The 24,241-nt window shown below is 61.1% G+C and carries 25 protein-coding genes and 1 pseudogene; 6 read left to right on the top strand and 20 right to left on the bottom strand.

Annotated elements, in window-relative coordinates; genetic code table 11:
• The first annotated feature begins 69 nt into the window (after window positions 1-69).
• Window positions 70-951 (top strand): LysR family transcriptional regulator, encoded by an 882-nt coding sequence (locus tag C4J88_RS25260; protein ID WP_124372133.1) that lies wholly within the window; start codon window positions 70-72, stop codon window positions 949-951.
• A gap of 20 nt (window positions 952-971) precedes the next feature.
• Here C4J88_RS25260 and C4J88_RS25255 read toward each other — a convergent pair whose 3' ends face one another.
• Window positions 972-2,207, bottom strand: coding sequence for a sodium:proton antiporter (locus C4J88_RS25255; protein WP_124408391.1), 1,236 nt, complete (start codon window positions 2,205-2,207; stop codon window positions 972-974).
• 188 nt (window positions 2,208-2,395) lie between these two features.
• Between C4J88_RS25255 and C4J88_RS25250 the strand changes: the two genes are divergently transcribed.
• Complete coding sequence (locus tag C4J88_RS25250; protein ID WP_124364762.1) at window positions 2,396-2,782, top strand: MAPEG family protein; 387 nt, start codon at window positions 2,396-2,398, stop codon at window positions 2,780-2,782.
• 59 nt (window positions 2,783-2,841) lie between these two features.
• Here the strand turns inward: C4J88_RS25250 and C4J88_RS25245 are convergent, their stop codons facing one another.
• From C4J88_RS25245 to ubiE, 9 genes are read right to left on the bottom strand one after another with little or no spacing between them, the layout of a single operon-like run.
• Window positions 2,842-3,549 carry a 16S rRNA (uracil(1498)-N(3))-methyltransferase gene (locus C4J88_RS25245; RefSeq protein ID WP_124364761.1) on the bottom strand — a complete coding sequence of 236 codons (708 nt, stop codon included), beginning with the start codon at window positions 3,547-3,549 and terminating at the stop codon, window positions 2,842-2,844.
• Window positions 3,546-4,337, bottom strand: a complete 792-nt coding sequence (tatC, locus tag C4J88_RS25240; protein ID WP_124364760.1) for a twin-arginine translocase subunit TatC — start codon at window positions 4,335-4,337, stop codon at window positions 3,546-3,548. Before tatC ends, C4J88_RS25245 begins: the two co-directional genes overlap by 4 nt.
• On the bottom strand, window positions 4,334-4,720 hold the full coding sequence (gene tatB / locus C4J88_RS25235) for a Sec-independent protein translocase protein TatB (RefSeq protein WP_124408390.1): 387 nt from the start codon (window positions 4,718-4,720) through the stop codon (window positions 4,334-4,336). Before tatB ends, tatC begins: the two co-directional genes overlap by 4 nt.
• Before the next feature lie 10 nt (window positions 4,721-4,730).
• The gene (locus tag C4J88_RS25230; RefSeq protein WP_124364758.1) at window positions 4,731-5,009 is read right to left on the bottom strand and encodes a twin-arginine translocase TatA/TatE family subunit; all 279 of its coding nucleotides are present in this window, start codon (window positions 5,007-5,009) and stop codon (window positions 4,731-4,733) included.
• Window positions 5,010-5,034: 25 nt separating this feature from the next.
• The gene (locus C4J88_RS25225) at window positions 5,035-5,367 is read right to left on the bottom strand and encodes a phosphoribosyl-ATP diphosphatase (protein WP_124364757.1); all 333 of its coding nucleotides are present in this window, start codon (window positions 5,365-5,367) and stop codon (window positions 5,035-5,037) included.
• A gap of 2 nt (window positions 5,368-5,369) precedes the next feature.
• Entirely contained in the window at window positions 5,370-5,762 is a 393-nt protein-coding gene (gene hisI / locus C4J88_RS25220) for a phosphoribosyl-AMP cyclohydrolase (RefSeq protein WP_124372129.1), read from the bottom strand.
• Window positions 5,763-5,803: 41 nt separating this feature from the next.
• Window positions 5,804-7,408, bottom strand: a complete 1,605-nt coding sequence (gene ubiB / locus C4J88_RS25215; protein WP_124364756.1) for a ubiquinone biosynthesis regulatory protein kinase UbiB — start codon at window positions 7,406-7,408, stop codon at window positions 5,804-5,806.
• Entirely contained in the window at window positions 7,405-8,028 is a 624-nt protein-coding gene (locus tag C4J88_RS25210; protein WP_124372128.1) for an SCP2 domain-containing protein, read from the bottom strand. Before C4J88_RS25210 ends, ubiB begins: the two co-directional genes overlap by 4 nt.
• The gene (ubiE, locus tag C4J88_RS25205; protein WP_003171186.1) at window positions 8,028-8,798 is read right to left on the bottom strand and encodes a bifunctional demethylmenaquinone methyltransferase/2-methoxy-6-polyprenyl-1,4-benzoquinol methylase UbiE; all 771 of its coding nucleotides are present in this window, start codon (window positions 8,796-8,798) and stop codon (window positions 8,028-8,030) included. Before ubiE ends, C4J88_RS25210 begins: the two co-directional genes overlap by 1 nt.
• Window positions 8,799-8,942: 144 nt before the next feature.
• Here ubiE and C4J88_RS25200 point away from each other — a divergent pair, with 144 nt between their 5' ends.
• The 3 genes and pseudogenes from C4J88_RS25200 to C4J88_RS25190 all read left to right on the top strand — a co-directional run bounded on the left by C4J88_RS25200 (window position 8,943) and on the right by C4J88_RS25190 (window position 10,636).
• Entirely contained in the window at window positions 8,943-9,218 is a 276-nt protein-coding gene (locus C4J88_RS25200; protein WP_124408389.1) for a polyhydroxyalkanoic acid system family protein, read from the top strand.
• A 105-nt stretch (window positions 9,219-9,323) separates the two neighbouring features.
• On the top strand, window positions 9,324-9,746 hold the full coding sequence (locus C4J88_RS25195) for a phasin family protein (RefSeq protein WP_124368650.1): 423 nt from the start codon (window positions 9,324-9,326) through the stop codon (window positions 9,744-9,746).
• A 12-nt stretch (window positions 9,747-9,758) separates the two neighbouring features.
• Window positions 9,759-10,636, top strand: a pseudogene (locus C4J88_RS25190) (phasin family protein).
• Window positions 10,637-10,853: 217 nt separating this feature from the next.
• On the opposite strand, the gene C4J88_RS25185 reads toward C4J88_RS25190, so the two are convergent.
• From C4J88_RS25185 to C4J88_RS25140, 10 genes are all read right to left on the bottom strand, one after another.
• Entirely contained in the window at window positions 10,854-11,474 is a 621-nt protein-coding gene (locus C4J88_RS25185; protein ID WP_124408388.1) for a TetR/AcrR family transcriptional regulator, read from the bottom strand.
• A 28-nt stretch (window positions 11,475-11,502) separates the two neighbouring features.
• Window positions 11,503-13,185 (bottom strand): class II poly(R)-hydroxyalkanoic acid synthase, encoded by a 1,683-nt coding sequence (gene phaC, locus C4J88_RS25180; protein WP_124408387.1) that lies wholly within the window; start codon window positions 13,183-13,185, stop codon window positions 11,503-11,505.
• A gap of 89 nt (window positions 13,186-13,274) precedes the next feature.
• Complete coding sequence (gene phaZ, locus C4J88_RS25175) at window positions 13,275-14,120, bottom strand: poly(3-hydroxyalkanoate) depolymerase (RefSeq protein ID WP_124368646.1); 846 nt, start codon at window positions 14,118-14,120, stop codon at window positions 13,275-13,277.
• Between the two features lie 149 nt (window positions 14,121-14,269).
• Window positions 14,270-15,949 carry a class II poly(R)-hydroxyalkanoic acid synthase gene (gene phaC, locus C4J88_RS25170; protein WP_124408386.1) on the bottom strand — a complete coding sequence of 560 codons (1,680 nt, stop codon included), beginning with the start codon at window positions 15,947-15,949 and terminating at the stop codon, window positions 14,270-14,272.
• Between the two features lie 248 nt (window positions 15,950-16,197).
• Window positions 16,198-16,575: a gamma-butyrobetaine hydroxylase-like domain-containing protein gene (locus tag C4J88_RS25165; protein ID WP_124368644.1), complete on the bottom strand. Its 378-nt coding sequence runs from the start codon at window positions 16,573-16,575 to the stop codon at window positions 16,198-16,200.
• A 149-nt stretch (window positions 16,576-16,724) separates the two neighbouring features.
• Window positions 16,725-18,062: an ATP-dependent protease ATPase subunit HslU gene (hslU, locus tag C4J88_RS25160; RefSeq protein WP_124364746.1), complete on the bottom strand. Its 1,338-nt coding sequence runs from the start codon at window positions 18,060-18,062 to the stop codon at window positions 16,725-16,727.
• A gap of 37 nt (window positions 18,063-18,099) precedes the next feature.
• A complete protein-coding gene (hslV, locus tag C4J88_RS25155) occupies window positions 18,100-18,630 on the bottom strand; it encodes an ATP-dependent protease subunit HslV (protein ID WP_124368643.1) in 531 nt (176 codons plus the stop codon).
• A 224-nt stretch (window positions 18,631-18,854) separates the two neighbouring features.
• Window positions 18,855-19,556 (bottom strand): SPOR domain-containing protein, encoded by a 702-nt coding sequence (locus C4J88_RS25150; RefSeq protein ID WP_124368642.1) that lies wholly within the window; start codon window positions 19,554-19,556, stop codon window positions 18,855-18,857.
• Window position 19,557: 1 nt separating this feature from the next.
• Window positions 19,558-21,294 (bottom strand): arginine--tRNA ligase, encoded by a 1,737-nt coding sequence (argS, locus tag C4J88_RS25145; protein ID WP_124408385.1) that lies wholly within the window; start codon window positions 21,292-21,294, stop codon window positions 19,558-19,560.
• A 235-nt stretch (window positions 21,295-21,529) separates the two neighbouring features.
• Window positions 21,530-23,749 carry a primosomal protein N' gene (locus C4J88_RS25140; protein ID WP_124408384.1) on the bottom strand — a complete coding sequence of 740 codons (2,220 nt, stop codon included), beginning with the start codon at window positions 23,747-23,749 and terminating at the stop codon, window positions 21,530-21,532.
• A 251-nt stretch (window positions 23,750-24,000) separates the two neighbouring features.
• On the opposite strand from C4J88_RS25140, the gene rpmE reads away from it, so the two are divergent.
• Window positions 24,001-24,234, top strand: a complete 234-nt coding sequence (gene rpmE, locus C4J88_RS25135) for a 50S ribosomal protein L31 (protein ID WP_005784030.1) — start codon at window positions 24,001-24,003, stop codon at window positions 24,232-24,234.
• Window positions 24,235-24,241 lie beyond the last annotated feature (7 nt).

Genomic DNA, 24,241 nt, shown 5'->3' with positions numbered 1-24,241 from the left:
TCCTCAAATTAAACAGGCTGCGCATCCGCGTAAAACGGGTTCGCGTTGGTCTGAGCGAAAGGAAAATTTATGGATATTCGATTCCTGAGAAGCCTGGTCGCAGTCATTGAAACCGGCTCCATTGCTGCGGCGGCGCGACGCGAAAACCGTACCGCAGCGGCGATCAGCCAACGGGTCAAGGCGCTTGAGCGGACGCTGGGGTGCACGCTGCTTATGCGCACGGCGCATGCCGCGTGGCCGTCGGACCAGTGCCTGCTGCTGTTACCAAAAATTCAGGCAGTCATCGAGCAGGCGCGCGAGTTGCAGGAGGACCTGAGTCAGGATGGCTTATCGGGAGAGATCAAGATCGGCGCTATTTCAACGGCATTGACCGGCGTCTTGCCAAGAACGATCGAGCGACTGGCACTTTCAGCACCGGAGCTGAAGCTGAAGATCACACCGGGTGACTCCAGAAGCCTCTATGAGAGATTGCTTGCCCGCGAGTTGGACGCGGCGATTCTTGTCAGACCGCCGTTTGAGCCGCCCAAGGCGTTAGCGACCACCTTGCTGCGGGCCGAACCCCTGATTCTGATTGCTCCCGCTGAGTGTGACGCGCAGACCTTCGAAGCATTGCTGCGCGAGCGGCCATTCATTCGCTATGACGCCCGTTCGTGGGGTGGGCAGATTGCCCAGCGTTTTCTGGATGAACAGTCCTTTGCTCCGCAGGTATTGTGTGAGCTGGATGCCTTGGAAACCATCGTCATGCTGGTCGCCCAAGGCATGGGTGTATCACTGGTACCGCAGTGGTCGGGGATGTCGAGCCGTGGCCTATGTGTCTTGCCGGTCGACGACGCGTCGCGCTATTCGCGGGATCTGGTTGTCATGCACAGCTCGATGCCGCGCCGCCCACTGGCGATGCGGCACCTGCTTGAACATCTGTGCAGAGCGCCCGTAGGCAAACTTGTGGTGTAGAAATGTAAATGCTCAGGGGCTCACTGCGACTCGGCTACGCGCTTTACGACCCGGCCAATGGTCAAGCCTTGCAACAAGATCGACGACAGCACCACGATATAGGTGATGCTCAGCAACAAGTCGCGTTCCGGGCCCAGCGGCAATGCCAGGGCCAGTGCTACCGAGACGCCGCCGCGCAAACCGCCCCAGGTCAGGATGCGGATGGTGCCGCGCGGTACCGTGCGCCAGCGGCGCAGCAGGAGGATCGCCGGGGCTACGGTCAGCAGGCGTGACAGCAGGATCGCCACAGCGAGCAAACTGGCCGCCAATACGTGCAGCCAGTTGAACGGCAACAGCAGCAGTTCCATGCCGATCAATGCAAACAGCAGGGCGTTGAGCATGTCGTCGAGCAACTCCCAGAAACCATCCAGATAGCGCCGAGTCATGTCGTTCATCGCCAGCTTGCGGCCCAGGTTGCCGATGATCAGCCCGGCCACCACCATCGCAATCGGTGCCGAGACGTGCAGTTCAGTGGCCAGCGCCGAGCCGCCGATCACCAGCGCCAGGGTCAGCATGACTTCAATCTGGTGCTGCTCGATGCTCTTGATCATCAGGTACACGAGGTAACCGATCAGCCCACCGAACACCACACCGCCAATCGCCTCATGGGCGAACAGCATGGCCGTGGCGCCGACGGTCGGTGTTTCACCGAGCTGCGCGATGCCCAGCAGGACGGTGAACACCACCACTGCGGTGCCGTCGTTGAACAGCGATTCGCCGACGATCGTGGTTTTCAGTGGTTTCGAGGCGTTGGCGGTACGCAGCACGCCCAGTACCGCAATCGGGTCGGTCGGCGAGATCAGCGCGCCGAACAGCAGGCAATACAGGAAACTCACGTGCCAGCCGAACAGGGCGAAGATGTAGTACGCCAGGCTGCCGATCACCAGGGTAGCGATCAATACGCCAAAGGTCGCCAACAGGCCGATGGGCCAGCGGTAGCTGCGCAGGTCGCTCAAGTTGACGTGCAACGCGCCGGCGAACAGCAGGAACGAGAGCATCCAGTTCATCAGCAAATCGCCGAAGTCGATCTGGCCGATCAGTTGCTGGATGCGCTCTTCCAGGCCGGGGTAGCCGATGAAACTGAGGCCTTGCAGGATCAGCGAAAACAGCAGCGCGGTGACCATTACGCCGATGGTCGGCGGCAGGCCGATAAAACGAAAGTTCACATAGGTGAGCAGGGTGGTGAGGCAAATGAAGGCGGCGACAAGTTCAAGCATCCGGGGTCCTTGGGACGGGGAAATGTAGGTGCACAGCGTGCGTCGGGACGTTGTTTAGTATAAACAGGTGCCCTTACAGGAAAGAACCTTTCGGCCGATCATGGCTCATAGCTTGAACGTCGGCGCCGATCGGCCTGTGAGTGATGACGCTCTGACTGCCTTGATAAAACCAAAAAAGGGAATGACTGATGACAGTGGCTTTCTGGTGTGTGTTGATCGCAATCTTTCTGCCGTACCTGTGTACCGGTGTGGCCAAGTTCAGCGGCGGCAAGTTCGGGCCACGGCATAACCACGACCCGCGCGCGTTCCTGGACACGGTCGAAGGCGTTGCCAAGCGTGCCCACAATGCGCAACTCAACAGCTTTGAAGTCACCCCGGCCTTTGCGGCGGCGGTGATCATCGCCCACCTGGCCGGCACGGCCGAGCTGGTGACGATCAACGTGCTGGCGGTGCTGTTCATCACCAGCCGCCTGCTGTACATCATTTGCTACCTGGCGGACTGGGCGCTGTTGCGTTCGCTGGTGTGGGCCGTGGGGATGGCGTTGATCGCGAGTTTCTTCTTTGTCTCGATCTGACGGTTAGCGCACATACCTTGTGTGCGCTGGCTTGACTGCGCTGTGCATAGGTTATTGGGTTAGAACAACCGGGCAAGCAGGGCGGTCACGGCGGTTTCCACCCGCAGGATACGTGCGCCAAGCTGCACCGGTTGCAGGCCGGCCTTGGTCAGCAGCTCGACTTCATAGGGAATCCAGCCGCCTTCCGGCCCAATCGCCAAGGTCACCGGTTCCTCCAAGCCTCGGGGGCAGGGCGGGTAGTCGCCGGGGTGGCCGATCAGGCCAAGCGTGCCCTCGGCCATGGCCGGCAGGCGGTCTTCAACGAACGGCTTGAAACGTTTCTCGATAATGATCTCGGGCAGTACCGTGTCCCGCGCCTGTTCCAGGCCCAGGATCAGTTGCTCGCGGACCGCCTGCGGTTCGAGGAACGGCGTTTGCCAAAAGCTTTTTTCCACCCGATAACTGTTGACCAGCACCACCTTCGGCACGCCCATGGCCGCAACGGTTTGCAGCACCCGGCGCAGCATCTTCGGGCGTGGCAGCGCCAGCAGCAGGGTCAGCGGCAGTTTGCTTGGCGGCGGTTGGTCGAAGCTGACCTGCAGCTCGGCCTCGCTGTCTTGCAGGCGCAGCAACTGCGCATTGCCCATCGCCCCGCCAATACGCCCGACCCGCAGGTTGTCACCCACTTCTGCGCGATGCACTTGCTGCATATGCACCAGGCGCCGATCACGCAGGATCACCCGGTCGGCCGCAATAAAATCGGCCTCTTCGAGCAGCAGCAGGTTCACGGCTGGGTCGCTGGCGGCTGGTCGTCGTCGGCAGCCTGATCATCCGGGTGTTCGCCACGCTTGCTGATCAAGCCGCTGAACAGGATGCCGATTTCGAACAACATCCACATCGGCACGGCCAGCAGGGTCTGGGAGAAGATGTCCGGCGGGGTAAGGATCATGCCGACCACGAAGCAGCCGATGATCACGTACGGGCGGATCTTCTTCAGGTACTTCACATTGACCACGCCAATCCACACCAGCAACACCACCGCCACCGGGATTTCGAAGGCCACGCCAAAGGCGAAGAACAGCGTCATCACGAAGTCGAGGTAGCTGGTGATGTCGGTCATCATCTCCACGCCGGCCGGGGTGGCGGCGGCGAAGAATTTGAAGATCAGCGGAAACACCAGGAAGTAGGCGAACGCCATGCCGGTGTAGAACAGCAGGATGCTCGACACCAGCAACGGCACGGCGATGCGTTTCTCATGCTTGTACAGCCCTGGCGCGATGAAGCCCCAGATCTGATGCAGGATCACCGGGATCGCCAGGAACAGCGAGACCATCATGGTCAGCTTCAACGGCGTCAGGAACGGCGACGACACGTCGGTGGCGATCATCGTCGCGCCCGCCGGCAAATACTGGCGCAGTGGCGTGGAGACGAAGGTATAGATCTGCTGGGTAAAGGCGAACAGCCCGGCAAAGATGATGAAGATGGCCGCTACGCAACGCAGCAGGCGGGTACGCAGCTCGGTGAGGTGCGAGACCAGCGGCATGTGCTGGTCGTTTTCCGGTTTATCAGCGCTCATGGGGCTCGCGGCGGCAATGTAGGGTCATGGGGCGCGGGCGACGCAACGGGCGTCGGCGCAGGCTCTGTCGGGGCGGTTGCGGCTGCTGGCGCGATGCTGTTTTCAACCACAGGTTCCGCAGGTTTGGCGGGCTCCTGCACGGGCGACAGAATCTTGCGCGTTTCCTGCTCCAACGACAGGATATGTTCGTTGTGCAGCTGCCGGCGGATCTCGTCGGCACCGATTTCCCGCTCAACTTCCTGTTTGATCGCGTTGAAACTGCGTTTCAGGCGCCCGATCCACAGGCCGGCCGTGCGTGCTGCACCGGGCAGGCGCTCCGGCCCCAATACCAGCAGGGCCACGAGGCCGACGAGCAGCAGTTCAGAGAAGCTGATACCAAACATTAGTCAGTGCTCACGAGTCTTTGCGGGTCGGCTCTTCGACTTTTTCAGCCTGCACGTCGAAGGTACGACGTTCGGTGATCGGCTGGGCGGCCTGAGGGTGTACAGGCTGGGCCGGCGGAACCGGATTCACCACCGGGTCGGCAGGTTTTTCGTCATCGTTCATGGCCTTGCGAAAGCCCTTGATCGACTCACCCACGTCGGTGCCGAGGTTTTTCAGCTTCTTGGTGCCGAACACCAGGACCACTACCACCAGAATGACGATCCAGTGTTTCCAGTCGAAAATACCCATGCTGCAAATCCTCGATAAAAGTTATTCAGGCGGACGGGCGCGAGGCCTTCTCGGCGTGCCCGGACAGGCCGAAGCGACGGTCCAGTTCATCCAGCACGGCCTGTGGATGCTGCCCCAGTTGGGCGAGCATGACCAGGCTATGGAACCACAAGTCGGCGGTCTCATAGATGACATCGCTGCAATCGCCGCTGATCTGCGCATCCTTGGCGGCAATAATCGTCTCGACGGATTCTTCGCCGAGCTTTTCCAGGATCTTGTTCAGACCCTTGTGATACAGGCTGGCGACGTAGGAGCTGTCGGCATCCGCGCCTTTGCGCTCTTCCAGCACCTGGGCCACACGGTTCAGGGTATCGCTCATGTTCAATGTCCTGCCGAATAGATGGCGTGCGGGTCTTTGAGTACCGGTTCCACCACCTTCCATTCGCCGTTCTCGAGCACGCGATAGAAGCAACTGTGACGGCCGGTATGGCAGGCGATGCCGCCGACCTGTTCGACCTTGAGGATCACCACGTCGGCATCGCAGTCCAGGCGCAACTCATGCAGTGTTTGCACATGCCCGGACTCTTCGCCCTTGCGCCACAGTTTGCCACGCGAACGTGACCAGTAGATGGCGCGCTGCTCAGCGGCGGTGAGGCTCAGGGCCTCGCGGTTCATCCAGGCCATCATCAGCACGCGCCCGGTCTTGTAGTCCTGGGCAATGGCCGGCACCAGGCCGTCACTGTCCCACTTGATCTCGTCCAGCCAGTCTTTCATGTTCGGCTCCGGCAATTTGCGACAGTGTATAACCGGATGGGTTATCGACGCACGATCAGATAAACGCCCACGGCCACCATGATGCCGGCCGGCCACTGGCCCAGTTGATTCAACGGGCCACCAATCGCCAGCATGACCCCACCCACCAGATGCGCGGCACCGAGCAGGCGCAGGAACCAGTCGTCCTTGCGCTTGCGCCATGGCGGCTCGGGATCCTTGGCGTGCGGCTGGGACATGCGCTCCAGCAAGTCGCGGGTCATGTTGGCCAGGTGCGGCAGCTGTTCCATCTGGCTGTGCAGGTTGCCCAGCATGGTTTTCGGGCTCATCCGCTCACGCATCCAGCGTTCCAGGAACGGCTGCGCGGTGTTCCACAGGTCGAGGTCCGGGTACAGCTGGCGGCCCAGCCCTTCGATGTTGAGCAAGGTTTTCTGCAGCAGCACCAACTGCGGCTGCACTTCCATATTGAAGCGCCGCGCGGTCTGGAACAGACGCATCAGCACCTGACCGAAGGAAATATCTTTTAACGGTTTTTCAAAGATTGGCTCGCACACGGTGCGGATCGCCGCTTCGAATTCATTGAGCTTGGTTTCCGCCGGCACCCAGCCCGAGTCGATGTGCAACTGCGCCACGCGGCGGTAGTCACGCTTGAAAAAGGCGAACAGGTTGCGCGCCAGGTAGTCCTGGTCTTCCGGCGTGAGACTGCCGACGATGCCGCAGTCGATCGCTATGTATTGCGGGCTCCACGGGTTGACGGTGCTGACGAAGATATTGCCGGGGTGCATGTCGGCGTGGAAGAAACTGTCGCGGAACACCTGGGTGAAGAAAATCTCCACGCCGCGTTCGGCCAGCATCTTCATGTCGGTACGCTGGTCGGCCAGGGTGGCGAGGTCGGTGACCTGCACACCGTAGATGCGCTCCATCACCAGCACTTTGGGACGGCACCAGTCCCAATACACTTGCGGCACGTACAGCAGTTGCGAACCTTCGAAATTGCGGCGCAGCTGGCTGGCGTTGGCGGCCTCGCGCAGCAGGTCAAGTTCGTCGTAGATGGTTTTTTCGTAATCGGCTACTACATCCACCGGATGCAGCAGGCGCGCATCGGCAGAAAAACGCTCGGCGGCGCGGGCGAGAATGAACAGCCACGCCAGGTCCTGGCCGATGATCGGCTTGAGGCCCGGGCGGATCACCTTCACCACCACTTCTTCGCCGCTCTTGAGCTGCGCGGCATGCACCTGCGCGACCGAGGCTGATGCCAGCGGCTCGACATCGAAGCGGCTGAACACCTCGGTGATCTTCTTGCCCAGCTGCTCTTCGATCAGCTTCATCGACACCTGCGAATCGAACGGCGGTACGCGGTCCTGCAGCAGCATCAATTCATCGGCGATGTCTTCGGGCAACAGGTCGCGGCGCGTCGATAGGATCTGCCCGAACTTGATGAAGATCGGCCCCAGGTCCTGCAATGCCAGGCGCAGGCATGCGCCTCGGCTCAACTCCAGCTTTTTACGCGGCAACCAGCGCCACGGCAGCACATAGCGCACCGCCAGCAGGAACCATGGCAGGGGCAGGGCAAACAGCAGGTCATCGAGGCGGTAGCGGATTACGACGCGCTGGATACGAAACAAACGGCGGACGGCGAGCAGCTTCATGCGTTATCGCTTGGATCAAGGGAACGGCTCAGGCGCTCGAAGCGGGCCTCGAGGCGTTCCAGGTCGATTTTGGCCTTGTCGAGCTCACGAAAGCGCGCTTGCGCTTCCCGTTGCCCGACCAGGGTGCGCGATTCTTCGCTCAGGTATTCGGCGAGGTTCTGGTTGAGGCTGGCAAACCCTTGCTGGTACCAGCGCGAACGGCTGCGCAGGTGACCGCTGATCAACTGGGTGGCGACGGGGCCGATCCAGCGTGACAGTTCGTATTCCCAGTCCAGCTCCAGGTCTTGCAGCACGGCGGCCAGGTCCATCAGCACCGCGCTGTCACCTTCCAGCGCCACTTCGGGGCTGTGCAGGATAGCGGTCTTGTTGCGGCTCAGCGCCAGGTGCAACAGGCTGGAGGCTGGCGCACGCAGGGTGCAGTCGGCCTCGGCGGCCCATTGCGTTGCGAGCAGCAGGCCTTCATCGCTGGGCAGGATAAACAGCTGCACGGCGGGGCTGCGGCAATCGACGGCGATGACTTTGCCGGTCAGGTGCGCAAGCCGCGCCAGGGCCGTGCTGTCCAGGCGCAAGACACGGTTGAGGCCGTGTTCGACGCTTGCCAGAAGACCTGCGAGCAACATCAGGGCTTGATACCGCGGTGCAGGGCGACGATGCCCGAGGTCATGTTGTGGTAGGTCACGCGGTCGAAACCGGCTTCCACCATCATCGACTTCAGGGTTTCCTGGTCGGGGTGCATGCGGATCGATTCGGCCAGGTAGCGGTAGCTCTCGGCGTCATTGGTGATCAGCTTGCCCATCAACGGCATGAAGGCGAACGAGTAGGTGTCGTACACCTTGGACATCAGCGCGTTGGTCGGCTTGGAGAACTCCAGCACCAACAGGCGGCCACCCGGCTTGAGCACGCGCAGCATCGAGCGGATCGCGTCTTCCTTGTGAGTGACGTTGCGCAGGCCGAAGGCAATGGTCACGCAGTCGAAGTGGTTGTCGGGGAACGGCAGCTTTTCGGCGTCGGCCTGGACGAACTCGATATTGCCGGCCACGCCCTTGTCGAGCAGGCGGTCACGCCCAACCTTGAGCATCGAGCCGTTGATATCGGCCAATACCACCTGGCCGGTCGGCCCCACAAGCTTGGAAAACTTGGCCGCCAGGTCACCCGTACCGCCGGCGATGTCCAGCACGCGATTGCCGGTGCGTACGCCCGACAGTTCGATGGTGAAACGCTTCCACAGGCGGTGCATGCCGCCGGAGAGCACGTCGTTCATCAAGTCGTACTTGGCGGCTACGGAGTGGAACACCTCAGCGACTTTTTCCGCTTTCTGGCTTTCCGGGACGTTCTTGAAGCCGAAGTGAGTGGTGGGTTCGGCATCGCTGCCTTTGCGCTGATCAGTCATATCGCTGTCACCAAAAGAGAATGCGGGACATGATAATCCCCAGGGCCTGCTTTGTCTTGGCAAGGCTGAAGGTAAGATAGGTGCTTATCGAGACCTTTTGCCGCATCGAAGGTTTCCAGGCACTTATAGAGAGGAGTCATTGCAATGGCCCGTATTACCGTTGAGCGTGAGCATACCCTGGGTAAAGAAGGCGCCCGGGCCAAGGCCGACCTGCTGGCGCAGAAACTCAAGGATAAATATGGCCTGGAGTCGTCATGGTCTGGCGATACCTTGAACCTCAAGCGGTCAGGCGTTAAAGGCACCGTTCTGGTCGCCGATGATTCATTGCGTATAGAGGTGGAACTGGGCCTGTTGATGTCGGCCATGAGCGGTACCCTCAAGACCGAAATCGAAAAAGCCGTGGATAAGGCCTTGGCCTGATGTGATGAAGCTTAGGGTGCCGATTCTAATTTTTCACCTTACTTTGTGCCCAAGCCCTCAACTCCTGCGGGCGGTTCCTCCACCCAATTTTGCGTGAGGTGCACCATGGCCAAAGTTATTTTGAAGAAAAAAATCGACAGTCAGACCACTGCCCTGAGTGAGGTCAAAGGCTATGTCCGCAAGATCTGGCTGGCGGGTCTTGGTGCCTACGCCAAGGTCGGCAGCGAGGGTGGCGAATACTTCAAAGAGCTCGTTAAGAGCGGTCAACATGTTGAAAGTAAAAGCAAAAAAGTTGTGGTTGAACAACTTGATGCTGCCAACAGTCAGATTGACCAAGTAACGAGTAACGTCTCCAGCATCAGCCGCCGGGTTGAAGTGCAACTGGATAAAGTTGAAAAAGCTTTTGACACACGTGTTGCAAGTGCCTTGAATCGAATCGGCATTGCGTCTAAACATGACGTGGAGACACTCTCTGCTAAGCTCGAAGAGCTGACGGCATTGCTCGAACGTGTCGCGCGTAAACACTAAGGAGACATCGGGATGGCTGTTAAAAAAACTACTCAGAAAGAAAGCAGCTCGTGGGTCGGGGAAGTTGAAAAATATTCCCGAAAGATCTGGCTTGCTGGTTTAGGCGTGTACTCGAAGGTTAGCAGTGACGGTGGCAAATACTTCGAGACGCTGGTCAAGGACGGTGAAAAAGCCGAGAAGTTGACCAAGAGCACCGTTGGTAAAAAAGTTGATGCGGCCAAGGCCAGCGCAGGTTCTGCCAAGTCGAGCATTTCCGACACCTGGAGCAAGTTGGAAGAAACCTTCGACAAGCGTCTCAACAGTGCTATTTCGCGACTGGGCGTGCCGAGCAAGGCTGAACTGAAAACGCTGCACAGCAAGGTCGACACCCTGACCAAGCAAATCGAAAAACTCACCGGCGCGAAAGCGACTCCCGTGAAGGCAACTGCTGCAAACCCTGTGGCCAAGCCTGCCGCTAAAACCGCTGCGGCCAAACCCGCTGCGAAAGCCGCGGCCAAGCCCTTGGTTAAAGCTGCCGCCAAACCTGCGGTGAAGGCTCCAGCCAAAGCGGCTGCAAAATCGGCCGCCAAGCCTGCGGCGAAAACTGCCGCTGCCAAGCCGGTCGCCAAGCCAGCCGCAAAACCCGTAGCCGCCAAAGCTGCCGCCAAACCCGCAGCCAAGGCCGTCGCGAAACCCGCCGCTAAGCCTGCAGCTGCAAAAGCCGCAGCCAAACCTGCCGCCGCCAAGCCTGCGGCAAAACCCGCTGCTAAGAAGCCAGCGGTAGCGAAAAAACCAGCGGCAGCCAAGCCTGCTGCGGCAACCGCTTCCACAGCCAACTCAGTGTCCGCACCGACCCCTGCTGCTGTGGCCCGACTGCTACGTCGACGCCGACGCCATCCAGTCAGTCCTGAGTTTTTCCAGGACACAAAAAATGCCCGGCCTGCAGAGGTCGGGCATTTTTTATGGCGCTGCATTTTAAAGATCATTCCCACGCTCCCGCGTGGGAATGCGGCCGTGACGCTCTGCGTCACCTGTGCGCGCGGTTGGCGGACGCGGAGCGTCCCAAGAGGCATTCCCACGCGGAGCGTGGGAACGATCATCCCACGCTCCCGCGTGGGAACGATCTGTTCAGTCAGTGTTATCCAGGTATTTGAGCGCAAATCGCTCGGTCGCCTGCCGCGCCGTCGGCAGCAGATGCGGGGCCACCAGCATCATGATCTGGTAAATCACCACCTGCACCTCGCCATCACGGTCGAGAATCCGTTGGTAATCCAGGGAAAACAGCAAGGTCAGGGTGATCTGCTCCACCAGTTGCCCCAGCGCCTGGGTGTTGCTGACCAGTTGCCCCGCCGCCTTCAACCGTGCCAGCAAGGAGGCCAGGGTGCGCTTGAGCGCCGTGAGCAGGCTACGAATGCCTTTCGCCAGCTTCGGCAAACGCCCGGCCAGGTTCGACAGGTCCTGGAACAGGAACCGGTAGTGGGCCATGCGCTCCACGATCAGGTGCAGGAACAACCAGTAATCCTCGGGCACAAGTTGCGCGTCGGCGGGCGGATCGAGCAAGGGCGCCAGCTCAGCCTGAAAGCGCTCGAACAACCCAAGCACCAAAGGCTCTTTGCCGTGGAAGTGGTAATAAAGGTTGCCGGGGCTGATCCCCATTTCATTGGCCACTTCCATGGTCGACACGTTCGGCTCGCCCTTGCGATTGAACAGCAGCAGGGCACATTCAAGGATACGGTTGCGGGTCTTCATCCAGCCTTCTTAAGTGGGATCGTTGAGCTCAGCGCACGCGCACGTAGGTGCCTGGCGCCGCTTCCATCGGTGGGTAATTCTGGTTGCCCAGGGCAGTGAGGGTTTCGCGTTGCACGCCCGAACGTTGCTGGACCCACTCCAGCCACTGCGGCCACCAACTGCCTTCGACGTGATGGGCGTCGTAGTACCAGGCGCGCGGGTCGCTGCTCAGCTTGGGGTTCTCGACGTAATTGGCCTTGGGGTTGCCGGGCGGGTTGAGGATGCTCTGGATATGCCCGCTGTTGGACAGCACGAAACGCCGCTCACCGCCCAGCAGTTGGGTGGAGCGATACACGGCGTCCCATGGCGTGATGTGATCGTTGATGCCGGCCACGCTGAAGCTGTCTACCGTGACCTTCTGCAGGTCGACCGGGGTTCCGCACACCTCCAGGCCCCCTGGATGGCTCAGCGGGTTGTGCTTGAAGAAATCCAGCAGGTCGCCATGCAACGCAGCGGGCAGGCGCGTGTTGTCGTTGTTCCAGTACAGGATGTCGAAGGCCGGCGGTTCTTTGCCCAGCAAGTAGTTGTTGACCCAATAGTTCCAGATCAGGTCATTGGGGCGCATCCAGGCGAACACCTTGGCCATGTCGCGGCCGTCCAGCACGCCTTTCTGGTAGGAGCGACGCTTGGCGGCTTCAAGGGTTTGCTCATCGGCGAACAACGTGGCTGGGCTGTCGATCTGACTGTCCAGCAAACTCACCAGATAACTGGCGCTGGCGACCCGCCGCAGCTGGCGCTTGGCTTGCAGGTGGCCTTGCAGAGCCGCAATGGTCAGGCCACCCGCGCAGGCGCCCATCAGGTTGACCTCGCGCGCGCCGGTGATCGCGCGGCAGACGTTGAGCGCTTCCTCCAGCGCGGCAACGTAGGTGGACAGGCCCCATTCGCGATGGCGCACATCCGGGTTACGCCAACTGACCATGAAGGTTTGCAGGCCGTTTTTCAGGGCGTATTGCACGAAGCTGTTGGCCGGGCTGAGGTCGAAGATGTAGTACTTGTTGATTTGCGGCGGCACCACCAGCAAGGGCTTGGCGTATTGTTTTTCGCTCATGGGCTTGTACTGGATCAGCTCCAGCAGTTCGTTGCGAAACACCACTGAACCCGGGGTGGTGGCAACAGTCTTGCCCACTTCGAAGGCATGCTTGCTGACCTGGCGCGGCAGCCCGTTGTTGTGCAGCAGGTCTTCGAACAAGTGGCTCACGCCGCGCACCACACTGTTGCCGCCGGAATTGAGCAGTTCCTTGATCGCCAGCGGGTTGAGCAGGGTGTTGGACGGGGAGACGGCATCGTTGAGCAGGGTGAGGGCGAACTGCGCGCGAATGCGGTCATCCGCGCTGAGGGCGCTGTCATCAATCCAGTTGCGCGTCTGTTTTTGCCAGCTCAAGTAGGCCTGCAGGCTGCGCCGGTACAGGGGGTTGAGCTTCCAGGTGGGGTCGCTGAAGCGGTTGTCGTTGGGGTTGGGTTCATGCACCGTTTCACCCAGCAACACCCGGCCCAGTTGGCTGCCCAGGGCCAGGGCGTGGCGTGCGGTGTGCATCGGGTTGCGCAGGCCATGTGCCGCGACGGTGCGCAGGGTCGACAGCAGATCCTGGCCGCGCAAACCGGTGATCGCATTTTGCGCGTTGATGAACGCAGCGGGGGTAGGCGCCGGGTTCGTCACGGGTCTTTCTCGCATGAGCCAACACTCCTTCGTCAAGCCATCAAGAGGCACGCCAATTCAGAACCATAGTCGGTTCCTGGCAAGTTGCGCGGTGGTGCGATCCTTCACACCGCCGGGCGCGGATGTATCACGGCGCGCAGGCGCTCCTCCTCGAGAAACTTCATGATGATCGGCGCCACGGCTTCCGCCCGGGTGATCAGGAATAAATGGCCGTCATCGATGATGTGCAACTGCGCATTGGGGATGCGCCAGGCGAGCAGGCGCATGTTGATCAGCGGGATCAGCGGGTCGTCGTCCCCGGCCAATACCAGGGTGGGCTGGCGGATCTTGTGCAGCCAGTGAATGCTGGTCCAGCCCAGCCCGGCGAACAGTTGCCAGTAGTAGCCCAGCTTGCCGGCCGAGCGCACTTTGCTGGCATGTTCGGCGGCCAGCTTGGCGTCGCGGCGAAACGAGCCGCCATAAATCATCGGCGCAATACGCACCACATGGGACGGCTGGATATAACGCCTGGGGCTGGCCATCAGCCACAACACTTTCGGCTTGCCCGGCACCATCACCGCGCCCGCCGCCGTGGCCGCCAGGATCAGTTTTTTGCAACGTTCCGGGTAGTCATAGGCAAATTGCTGCGCCAGCGCTCCGCCCCACGACACGCCCACCGCGTTCACCTGGCCATAGTCCAGGTAATCGAGCATGCGCGCCGTCAGCTTGGCCAAGCCGGGGAAGCGATAGGGCCGGTTGGGCGTGGAGGAACCGCCCACGCCCGGCACGTCGAAGGCGATCACCTCCAGGTCCGGGTCCAGGGCCTGCACGAACGGAAACACCAACTCCAGGTTGGCGCCGATGCCGTTGAAGATCAGCAGCGGCGTCAAGTGCGGCTTGCCCGGTCGTACCGCCGTGCGGATGGCTTGGCCATCCAGGTCGATAGTGCGGAAGATGAACGGTTGCGGCATGCTCAAGCCCTGTGAAGTATTACAGGAGAAATGGGGTCAAAATGTGGGAGGGGGCTTGCTCCCGATGGCGGTGTGTCAGTCAGCACACCTGACACTGATCCATCTCTATCGGGAGCAAGCCCCCTCCCACATTTGGATCTCATTCCAATCTACCGCTCATGTACATAGGTGCCTGGCGCCGCTTCGGCGGCAGCATAGGTCTTACTGCCTAATGTCGTAGGCGCTTTTTTCAACTTGCCCGCCCGCTCCGCCTGCCACACCTGCCAGTGCAGCCACCACGAATCAGTATGCTTGGTCGCGTTTTCCTGCCACTCCAACGCTGTACCCGCCAACCCCTCGCTGGTCTGGTAGCGCGACTTGGGGTTGCCCGGCGGGTTGAGGATGCTCTGGATATGCCCGCTGCTGGACAGCACGAACTCCACCTTGCCGCCAAACAATTGCGCCGACTTGTAGCAGGACTGCCAGGGCGTGATGTGGTCATTGGTGCCGGCCAGTGAATAGATATCGGCCGTGACTTGCTTGAGGTCGATGGGCGTACCGCACACTTCCAGGGCGTTGGCGCGCACCAGCGGGTTGTTCTTGAACAGCTCGATCAGGTCGCCATGGAAGGCGGCCGGCAGGCGCGTGGTGTCATTGTTCCAGAACAGAATGTCGAACACCGGCGGCTCGTTGCCGAGCAGGTAATTGTTGACCCAGTAGTTCCAGATCAAGTCGTTGGGCCGCATCCACGCGAATACCTTGGCCATGTCGCGGCCTTCAAGCACGCCGGCCTGATAGGAATGGCGCTTTGCCGCTTCCAGCGTCTGTTCATCGACGAACAGCGCCACCTGGGTGTCCAGCGTGGTGTCCAGCACACTCACCAGCAGGGTCAGGGCGTTGACCTTCTTCTCGCCCAGCGCCGCGTAGTGGCCCAGCAGCGCGGTGCAGGTGATGCCGCCGGAGCAGGCGCCCAGCATGTTCACGTCCTCGCTGCCGGTAATCGCCCTGATCACATCCACCGCTTCCTTGAGCGCCTCGATATAGGTCGACAGGCCCCATTCGCGCTGGGCCTTGGTCGGGTTGCGCCAACTGACGATAAAGGTCTGCTGCCCATTGCGCAGGCAGAAACGCGCCAGGCTCTTCTCCGGGCTCAGGTCGAATACATAGAATTTGTTGATCTGCGGCGGCACCACCAGCAGCGGGCGTTCGTGCACCTGCTCGGTGGTCGGCTTGTACTGGATCAGTTCCAGCACATCATTGCGAAATACCACTGCGCCGTCGGTGATGCCGAGCGTCTTGCCCACTTCGAAGGCGCCCATGTTGACCTGGCTCGGCATGCCGCCGTTGTGCACCATGTCCTTTGCCAGGTGGGACAGGCCGTCGAGCAGGCTTTTGCCACCGGTTTCAAAGAAGCGTTTGACCGCCGCCGGGTTGGCTGCGCTGTTGGTGGGGGCCATGGCTTCGGTCATCAGGTTGATCACGAAGTGGCCACGGCTGATGTCCTGTTCCGACAGATTGCTGTCGCCGATCCAGTCGTGCAGTTCCTTGCGCCACGCCAGGTAAGTCTGCAGGTAGCGCTTGTAGAGCGGGTTCTGGCTCCAGGCCGGGTCGTGGAAGCGGCGGTCGTCGCTTTCCGGCACCAGCGCCGATTTGCCGAACATCACGTTCTTGAGCTCCACCCCAAAATGGGCGACATGTTTGACGCTGTGTAACGGTTGCTTGATGGCTTGGGTCAGCACCATCTTCGCCGAGGCCAATAGATCCTTTTTGCGTAACGCGATGATCGGGTTCAACCCCAGGGTGTTTTCCGAGGCCTGGCGTTTCAAGTCATCGTTATTCTTGTTACTCATCTACGACGCTCCATTGTCCGAAAGACGAGTACCGGCGATTGCTGCGCACCCATTTCGATACACGACACCAGCCTGGTACTGCGACTCGGGTGACCGTTGATACCGCATCGTCAAATGCAGGGAACTTGCCAGTTCCATTGGTTACCCGAGTTTAATTTTTTTCGCAAGCGGGCCAATCGTTGGCCGCCAGACAGGGCATTCAAGCAGATGAAATTAGAAAATGCCCTCTAAAGAGCAAGAAGCCTGGGCTAGAGCATCAGGCGCACGACCGACTGACTCGGGTCGCGGGTTTTTCCGGCAGCTTTCAGTTCGGCCAGGTAATCCGCCCACAGCGCGTCCTGACGCACGGCCAGTTGATACAGGTAGTCCCAGGTGAACAGCCCGCTGTCATGGCCGTCGTCGAAGGTCAATTTCAGTGCGTACTGGCCGGCCGGTTCCAGCTTGATCAACTTAACGTTGAGCTTGCCGAATTGCAGGATGGGCTTGCCGTGGCCCTGGACCTCGGCGGAGGGTGAGTGCACGCGCAGGAATTCGGCGGGTAACTGGTAAACCTCGTCGGGGCCGTAGGTGAGGCCGAGGGTGTTGGAGGTTTTGTGCAGGTTTACAGCAGTAGGAAACTTGGCCATATGAGGTACTCCTGAATAAACCGGCTTAACAATGTGGGAGGGGGCTTGCTCCCGATAGCGGTGGATCAGTCAGCTTATCTGTAGCTGACCCACTGCAATCGGGGGCAAGCCCCCTCCCACATTTGAAGCAAAGCAGTTCTGTGTGAGGCTTACAGGATATACCGCGACAAGTCTTCGTTCTGCGCCAATTCGCCCAGGTGGCTGTTGACGTAATCCGCGTCGATCTTGATCGCCACGCCATTCTGCAAACCTGCCATGTCCCCGGCGCTGAACGACACTTCTTCAAGCAGGCGCTCAAGCAGCGTGTGCAGACGACGGGCACCGATATTCTCGGTCTTCTCGTTGACCTGCCAGGCAATCTCCGCCAGGCGCTTGATACCGTCGGCCTGGAATTCGATCCCCAGGCCCTCGGTTTTCAGCAGCTCACGGTACTGCTCGGTCAACGACGCATGCGGCTCGCTGAGGATGCGCTCGAAGTCGCCCGGAGTGAGCGCCTTGAGTTCCACGCGGATCGGCAGGCGACCTTGCAGCTCCGGCACCAGGTCGCTTGGCTTGCTCAGGTGGAACGCACCGGAGGCGATAAACAGGATGTGGTCGGTCTTGACCATGCCCAGCTTGGTGTTCACCGTGCAGCCTTCGATCAGCGGCAACAGGTCGCGCTGTACGCCTTCGCGAGACACATCGACACCACCGGAGTTGCCGCGCTTGGCGACTTTGTCGATCTCATCGATAAACACAATGCCGTGTTGCTCGACCGCTTCCAGGGCCTTGGCCTTGAGTTCTTCTTCATTCACCAGGCGCCCGGCTTCTTCGTCGCGCACCAGTTTCAGCGCTTCCTTCACCTTGAGCTTGCGGCTTTTCTTCTTGCCCTTGCCCATATTGGCGAACAGGTTCTGCAACTGACTGGTCATTTCTTCCATGCCAGGTGGCGCGGAAATATCGACGCCGGACACCTCGGCCACTTCGATCTCGATTTCCTTGTCGTCCAGCTGGCCTTCACGCAGGCGCTTGCGAAACAGCTGACGGGTGTTGGAGTCCGACGACGGCGCGGCGTCTTCGTTGAAACCCATGCGTGCCGGTGGCAGCAAGGCATCGAGGATGCGTTCTTCGGCGGCATCTTCGGCGCGGTGGCTGACCTTGGTCACTTCCTGCTCGCGCAGCATTTTCAAGGCGGCGTCGGCCAGGTCGCGAATGATCGATTCGACGTCGCGGCCCACATAGCCCACTTCGGTGAACTTGGTGGCTTCGACCTTGATGAACGGCGCATTGGCCAACTTGGCCAGACGCCGGGCGATCTCGGTTTTACCAACACCGGTCGGGCCGATCATCAGGATATTCTTTGGCGTTACTTCAACGCGCAACTCTTCGGGCAGTTGCATCCGGCGCCAGCGGTTACGCAGCGCAATGGCAACGGCGCGCTTGGCATCGTCCTGGCCGATGATATGGCGATTGAGTTCATGGACGATTTCGCGGGGAGTCATGGACATAGTGTTTGGCGGCCTCAAGCGGGAATAAGCCTACGGCTTACTCGGCGAGGTCCTGCTCCTCAATGGTCTGATTGTGGTTGGTGAACACGCAAATATCGGCGGCGATACCCAGCGCGGTCTCGACGATTTCACGGGCCGACAGATCGGTTTTTTTCAACAGCGCGCTGGCCGCGGCTTGTGCATAGCCGCCGCCCGAACCCATGGCGATCAGGCCGTGTTCAGGTTCAACCACATCGCCGTTGCCGGTGATGATCAAGGACGCGTCTTTGTTGGCGACCGCCAGCATGGCTTCAAGACGGCTGAGGGAGCGGTCGGTGCGCCATTCCTTGGCGAGTTCGACGGCGGCACGCACCAGGTGGCCCTGGTGCTTTTCAAGCTGGCCTTCGAAACGCTCGAACAGGGTGAAGGCGTCGGCGGTCGCGCCTGCGAACCCGGCGAGCACCTGGCCGTGGTACAGGCGACGCACTTTCTTGGCGTTGCCTTTCATCACGGTATTACCCAGGGAAACCTGGCCGTCGCCGCCCATGACGACTTTGCCGTGGCGACGTACTGAAACGATGGTGGTCAAGGGGAGAGTCTCCACGCAGCGGGGCGAAAATGCCCTGATGGAAACTGATATGGGGGTGGTGGAGGGGATTTCAACCGTAGGACGGCAGCGCGGACGAGTGGTGGACTGATCGTTCCCACGCTCTGCGTGGTAATGCCGCAATTGACGCTCTGCGTCTTCTCTTGTGACGCGGAGCGTCACGGCTGCATTCCCACGCGGAGCGTGGGAACGATCATGAGGGATGATCAGCGGCTCTGGCGCTGTTGTAACAACAGGTTGCTAAACCCTGCGCCGGCCAATTGTTTCTGCGCCACGGTCAACTGCTCGCGGTTGCTGAACGGGCCTACCAGCACGCGATACCAGGTCGCGTCCTTCACCGTGCCGGATTCCACCGTCACCGCCTGACCCAACAGAATGATCTGCGCTCGCACACGATCGGCATCCGCCTGTTTCGGGAATGAGCCCGCTTGCAGGAAGAACTTGGTCACCGGTGCGGCCTTGGTCTCTGCCACTGGAGGTGCCGGCGGCGGGGTGATACCTGCCAATGCCGCCTGGGCGCGCGCCGTGTCGATTTTCGCCGCTTCCGCAGGCGTCACCGGCGTGGTCGGCACTTGCGGCGTCGGCAGGGTTTTCTCCGGCACGGCGTCGGGCGGCACGATCACTTCCGATTCCGGCAGCAGTGTGTAGAAGTCGTACTTGGGCTTCACTGGTGCCGTCGGGCTCGGCGCGGTCTTGTTGGCCTCGGCGATCTTCGTGGCTTTCTGCTGCTCCTGTTTGACGCGCTTGACGTCATCGCCCTGGCCGGGCTCCAGCTTCATCAGAAATACCACGAATGCGCCGACCGTGAGGCCGATGGCCATCCACAGCCAGCCCGGAATCGGCTGCTTGGCCGGGGCCTGGTAGCGGCTGGCGCCGCGCTTGGGTGCAGGTTTTTTCTTGGCGGCCAACTTACATGCGCTCCAGAGTTTCCAGGCCCAACAGCTCCAGGCCTTGCTTGAGGGTCCGTCCAGCCAGTGCGGCGAGGCGCAGGCGACTGTGCTTCTGGGCTTCATCGTCGGCGCTGAGGATCGGGCAGTTCTCGTAGAAGCTGGAGAACAGGCCGGCCACTTCGTACAGGTAGGTGCAGAGGATATGCGGCGTACCTTTCTCGCCGACGCTGTTGAGCACTTCGCCGAACTGCGCGAGCTTGGCGGCCAGTTCCTGCTCCTGGGGCGCGTCCAGCACGATCTGGCCTTGGACTTCGCTGAAGTCCTTGCCCAGTTTGCGGAACACACCGGCCACGCGGGTGTAGGCGTACAGCAGGTACGGTGCGGTATTGCCTTCGAAGTTGAGCATCAGGTCGAAGTTGAAGCTGTAGTCGCTGGTGCGATGCTTGGACAGGTCGGCGTATTTCACCGCGCCAATGCCTACCACGCGGGCGATGTTGCGCAGGTCGGCCTCGGACAGCTCAGGGTTCTTTTCCTTCACCAGGCTGTAGGCGCGTTCCTGGGCTTCGGTCAGCAGGTCGATCAGCTTCACGGTGCCGCCGTCACGGGTCTTGAACGGGCGGCCATCGGCGCCGTTCATAGTGCCGAAGCCCATGTGTTCCATGTGCATCGGGTGAGTGACGAAGCCGGCGCGGCGCGCCACTTCGAACACCTGCTGGAAATGCAGGGCCTGACGCTGGTCGACGAAATACAGCGCGCGGTCGGCCTTGAGCACGCCGCTGCGGTAGCGAACGGCGGCCAGGTCGGTGGTGGCATAGAGATAGCCGCCATCGGCCTTGACGATGATCACCGGCAGCGGTTCGCCCTCGGCGGTCTTGAATTCTTCAAGGAACACGCACTGCGCGCCGTTGCTCTCGACCAGCAGGCCTGCGGCCTTGAGGTCGTTGACCACGTTGATCAGGTCATCGTTGTAGGCGCTTTCGCCCATCACGTCGGCCATGGTCAGCTTGACGTTGAGCAGTTCGTAGATTTCCTGGCAGTGGGACAGCGAGATATCGCGGAAACGACCCCACAGTTCCAGGCATTCCTTGTCGCCCGCTTGCAGCTTGACCACCAGGCTGCGCGCGCGGTCGGCGAACTCTGCGGATTCGTCGAAGCGCTTCTTGGCGGCGCGGTAGAAGTTTTCCAGGTCGGCCAGTTCGTTGCTGGTGATCGGGTTTTCCTGCAGGTACGCCATCAGCATGCCGAACTGGGTGCCCCAGTCGCCTACGTGGTTCTGGCGGATCACGGTGTCGCCGAGAAACTCCAGTACCCGCGCCACGCCGTCGCCAATGATGGTCGAGCGCAGGTGGCCAACGTGCATTTCCTTGGCCAGGTTCGGTGCCGACAGGTCGATGACCACGCGCTGGCTGGCGCCGGCTTTGCGTGCGCCGATGCTGGCATCGGCCAGGGCGGCATCCAGGCGCGACGCCAGGGCCTGGGTGTTCTGGAAGAAGTTGATAAAGCCTGGGCCGGCGATTTCGGCCTTGGTGACACTGGCGTCGGCCGGCAGCGCCGCGATGATTTTTTCCGCCAGGTCGCGCGGCTTCATGCCCGCGGGTTTGGACAGCATCATCGCGATGTTGCTGGCGAAGTCGCCGTGGGTCTTGTCGCGAGTGTTCTCCACTTGGATCGCCGGCGACAGGCCTTCAGGCAACACACCTTCGTTGACGAGTTGGGTGAGGGCTTGCTGGATCAGCTGGCGAATGGTGTCTTTCATGGTGTTCTCTTTCGACCGCAAGCGGCGGCGCGCGATGCGCAGGTGGAAAAACTGGGCATTATCCGTGGCGAGGGCGGGCTTGCCAACCGTTCCAGACCTGTGGAGCTGTTTAAGGGCGTTGTGCCCCTGTAGGAGCGAGCTCGCTCGCGAAAAAACCGAGGGCGCTGCGTGAAATCAGGATACCGCGTTATCGTTAACGTTTTTCGCGAGCAAGCGCGCTCCTACAGGGGACGGCTTAATACAAATCTACCGGGTCTACATCCAGCGACCATCGCACTTGCCGGCCGCTGGGCATTTGCTCCAGGGCAAGCAACCAGCTACTTAATAGCCGATGCAGCGGTGCACGGGACGTTGCCTGCAAGAGTAACTGCGCCCGATAGCGCCCGGCGCGGCGCTCCATCGGTGCCGGCACCGGGCCGAGCAGTTCGATGCCGCTCAGACCCAGTTCGGCGAGCAAACGTTCGGCGGCGCTGCAGGCTTCGTCGAGAAAGCCTTCGGCCTGGCCCGGTTTATGCGCCTCGGCGCGCAGCAATGCCAGGTGCGAAAACGGCGGTAGCCCGGCTGCGCGGCGTTCGCTCAATGCCTGCTCGGCGAAGGCAAAGTAACCTTGCTCGGTCAGTTGAATCAGCAGCGGGTGGTCGGCCAGGTGTGTCTGGATAATCACCCGGCCCGGTTCTTCGGCGCGCCCGGCGCGGCCGGCGACCTGCACGATCAACTGCGCCATGCGCTCGCTGGCGCGGAAGTCGCCGGAGAATAAACCACCGTCGGCATCCAGGATCGACACCAGGGTCACCCGTGGGAAGTGATGCCCTTTGGCGAGCATTTGCGTGCCAACCAGAATGCACGGCTGGCCTTTCTGGATGGTGGCGAACAATTGGTTCATCGCGTCTTTGCGCGAGGTGCTGTCGCGGTCCACCCGCAGCACCGGGTAATCCGGGAACAGAATGCCCAGGCGCTCTTCGGCGCGCTCGGTGCCCGCGCCGACCGGGCGCAGGTCGACCTTGCCGCATTGCGGGCAGTGGCGCGGCACCGGCTCGACATGGCCGCAGTGATGGCAGCGCAGTTCACCGTAGCGCTGGTGCACGGTCATGCGTGCATCGCAGCGTTCGCATTCGGACATCCAGCCACAGTCATGGCACAACAGCGTCGGCGCAAAGCCACGGCGATTGAGGAACACCAACACTTGCTGGCCGGCGGCGAGGGTCTGGCCGATGGCTTGCTGCATCGGGCCGGAAATACCGCTGTCCAGCGGACGGCTTTTTACATCCAGGCGCAGGAAACGCGGTTGCTTGGCGCCACCTGCGCGCTCATTCAGGCGTAGCAGGCCATACCGGCCGGTGTAGGCGTTATGCAGGCTTTCCAGGGAAGGCGTGGCCGAGCCGAGCACAATCGGGATGTCTTCCTGGCGTGCGCGTACCAGCGCCAGGTCGCGGGCGTGGTAACGCAGGCCTTCCTGCTGTTTATAGGAACCGTCGTGTTCTTCATCGATGATGATCAGCCCCGGATTTTTCATCGGGGTAAACAGCGCCGAGCGGGTGCCGATGATGATGTCGGCTTCGCCGTCCCGCGCCGCCAGCCACGACTCCAGGCGCTCACGGTCGTTGACCGCCGAGTGCACCAGGGCGATGCGGGCGTTGAAACGCTGTTCGAAACGCGCCAGGGTTTGCGGGCCGAGGTTGATCTCGGGGATCAGCACCAGCGCCTGTTTACCGGCTTGCAGGGTTTCGCGGATCAACTGCAAATAGACTTCGGTCTTGCCGCTGCCGGTAACGCCGGCCAGCAGGAACGCGTGGAAGCTGTCGAACCCGGCGCGGATCGCTTCATAGGCGGCGCGTTGTTCGGGGTTCAGCGGCAGCTCCGGTTGCGCCAGCCAGTGTTCGTGGCGCGGGTCGGGGGCATGCTTGCGGATTTCCACCTGCACCAGGCCTTTGGCGAGCAACAGGTCGAGGCTGTCTTTGCTCAGCATCAGCTTGCTCAAGAGCTGATGGGCGACGCCATGCGGGTGCTGGGCCAGGGTGGCCAGGGCTTCACGCTGGCGCGGGGCGCGGGCGATGCGCGGGTCATCCAGGCGGGCGCCGGGCGTCATCGACCAGAATCGCTCCTGGCGCGCTTCGGCCAGTTCGCCCTGGCGCAGCAGCACCGGCAGCGCCCAGCTCAAGGTATCGCCCAGGCTGTGCTGGTAATACTGTGCGGTCCACAGGCACAACTTGAACAGCGCGGGCGGCAGCGGCGGTGTGGCGTCGAGGATGGCGACGGCCGGCTTGAGTTTTTCGGCGGGCACTTCGCTGTGGTCGGCGACTTCCACCAGGATGCCGATCATCTCCCTGCGCCCGAACGGCACGCGCACGCGCATGCCTGGCTCCAGCTGCGCACGCGGCACGCCGGCCGGGGCCCGATAATCGAACAGGCGGCGCAGGGGCGAGGGAAGGGCTAGGCGCAAAATGGCGTCGGGCACGCGAGAAGTCTCATCTATAAAGGCAGGCGGTGGCGCAGGGGCGGGAGCCTAGCAGACCGACGGTGGAGGTGTCCCGTCTCTGCTGCAGGAAGGAGAGACTTGCGCAGGCGCCGGGATTTTCTGATGAAAGGGCGTGCTCGGCAGTCACCGCCGCTTGCGCGATTGAAAAGGTCTGTTAGAATTCGCGGCCTAATTACGTGCGGTATTCGACAATAGTGTCGAGTGGCGGCACGCTAGCCCGAGGAAGTGCCATGAAAGCCGATATCCATCCAGCGTACGAAACCATCGAAGTCACCTGCAGCTGCGGCAACAAGTTCGAGACTCGTTCGAACCTGTGCAAGCCACTGGGTACTGACGTATGCAACGAGTGCCACCCGTTCTACACCGGTAAGCAGAAAACTCTGGACACCGGCGGCCGTGTACAGCGCTTCGCAGATCGCTTTGGTGCTTTCGGCAAGAAGCCTGCTGCTACTCCAGCAGAGTAAGGCTCAA

The sequence above is a fragment of the Pseudomonas sp. R4-39-08 genome (assembly GCF_003852275.1).
Classification (GTDB): domain Bacteria; phylum Pseudomonadota; class Gammaproteobacteria; order Pseudomonadales; family Pseudomonadaceae; genus Aquipseudomonas.
This window is presented reverse-complemented; position numbering and strand designations above follow the sequence as displayed.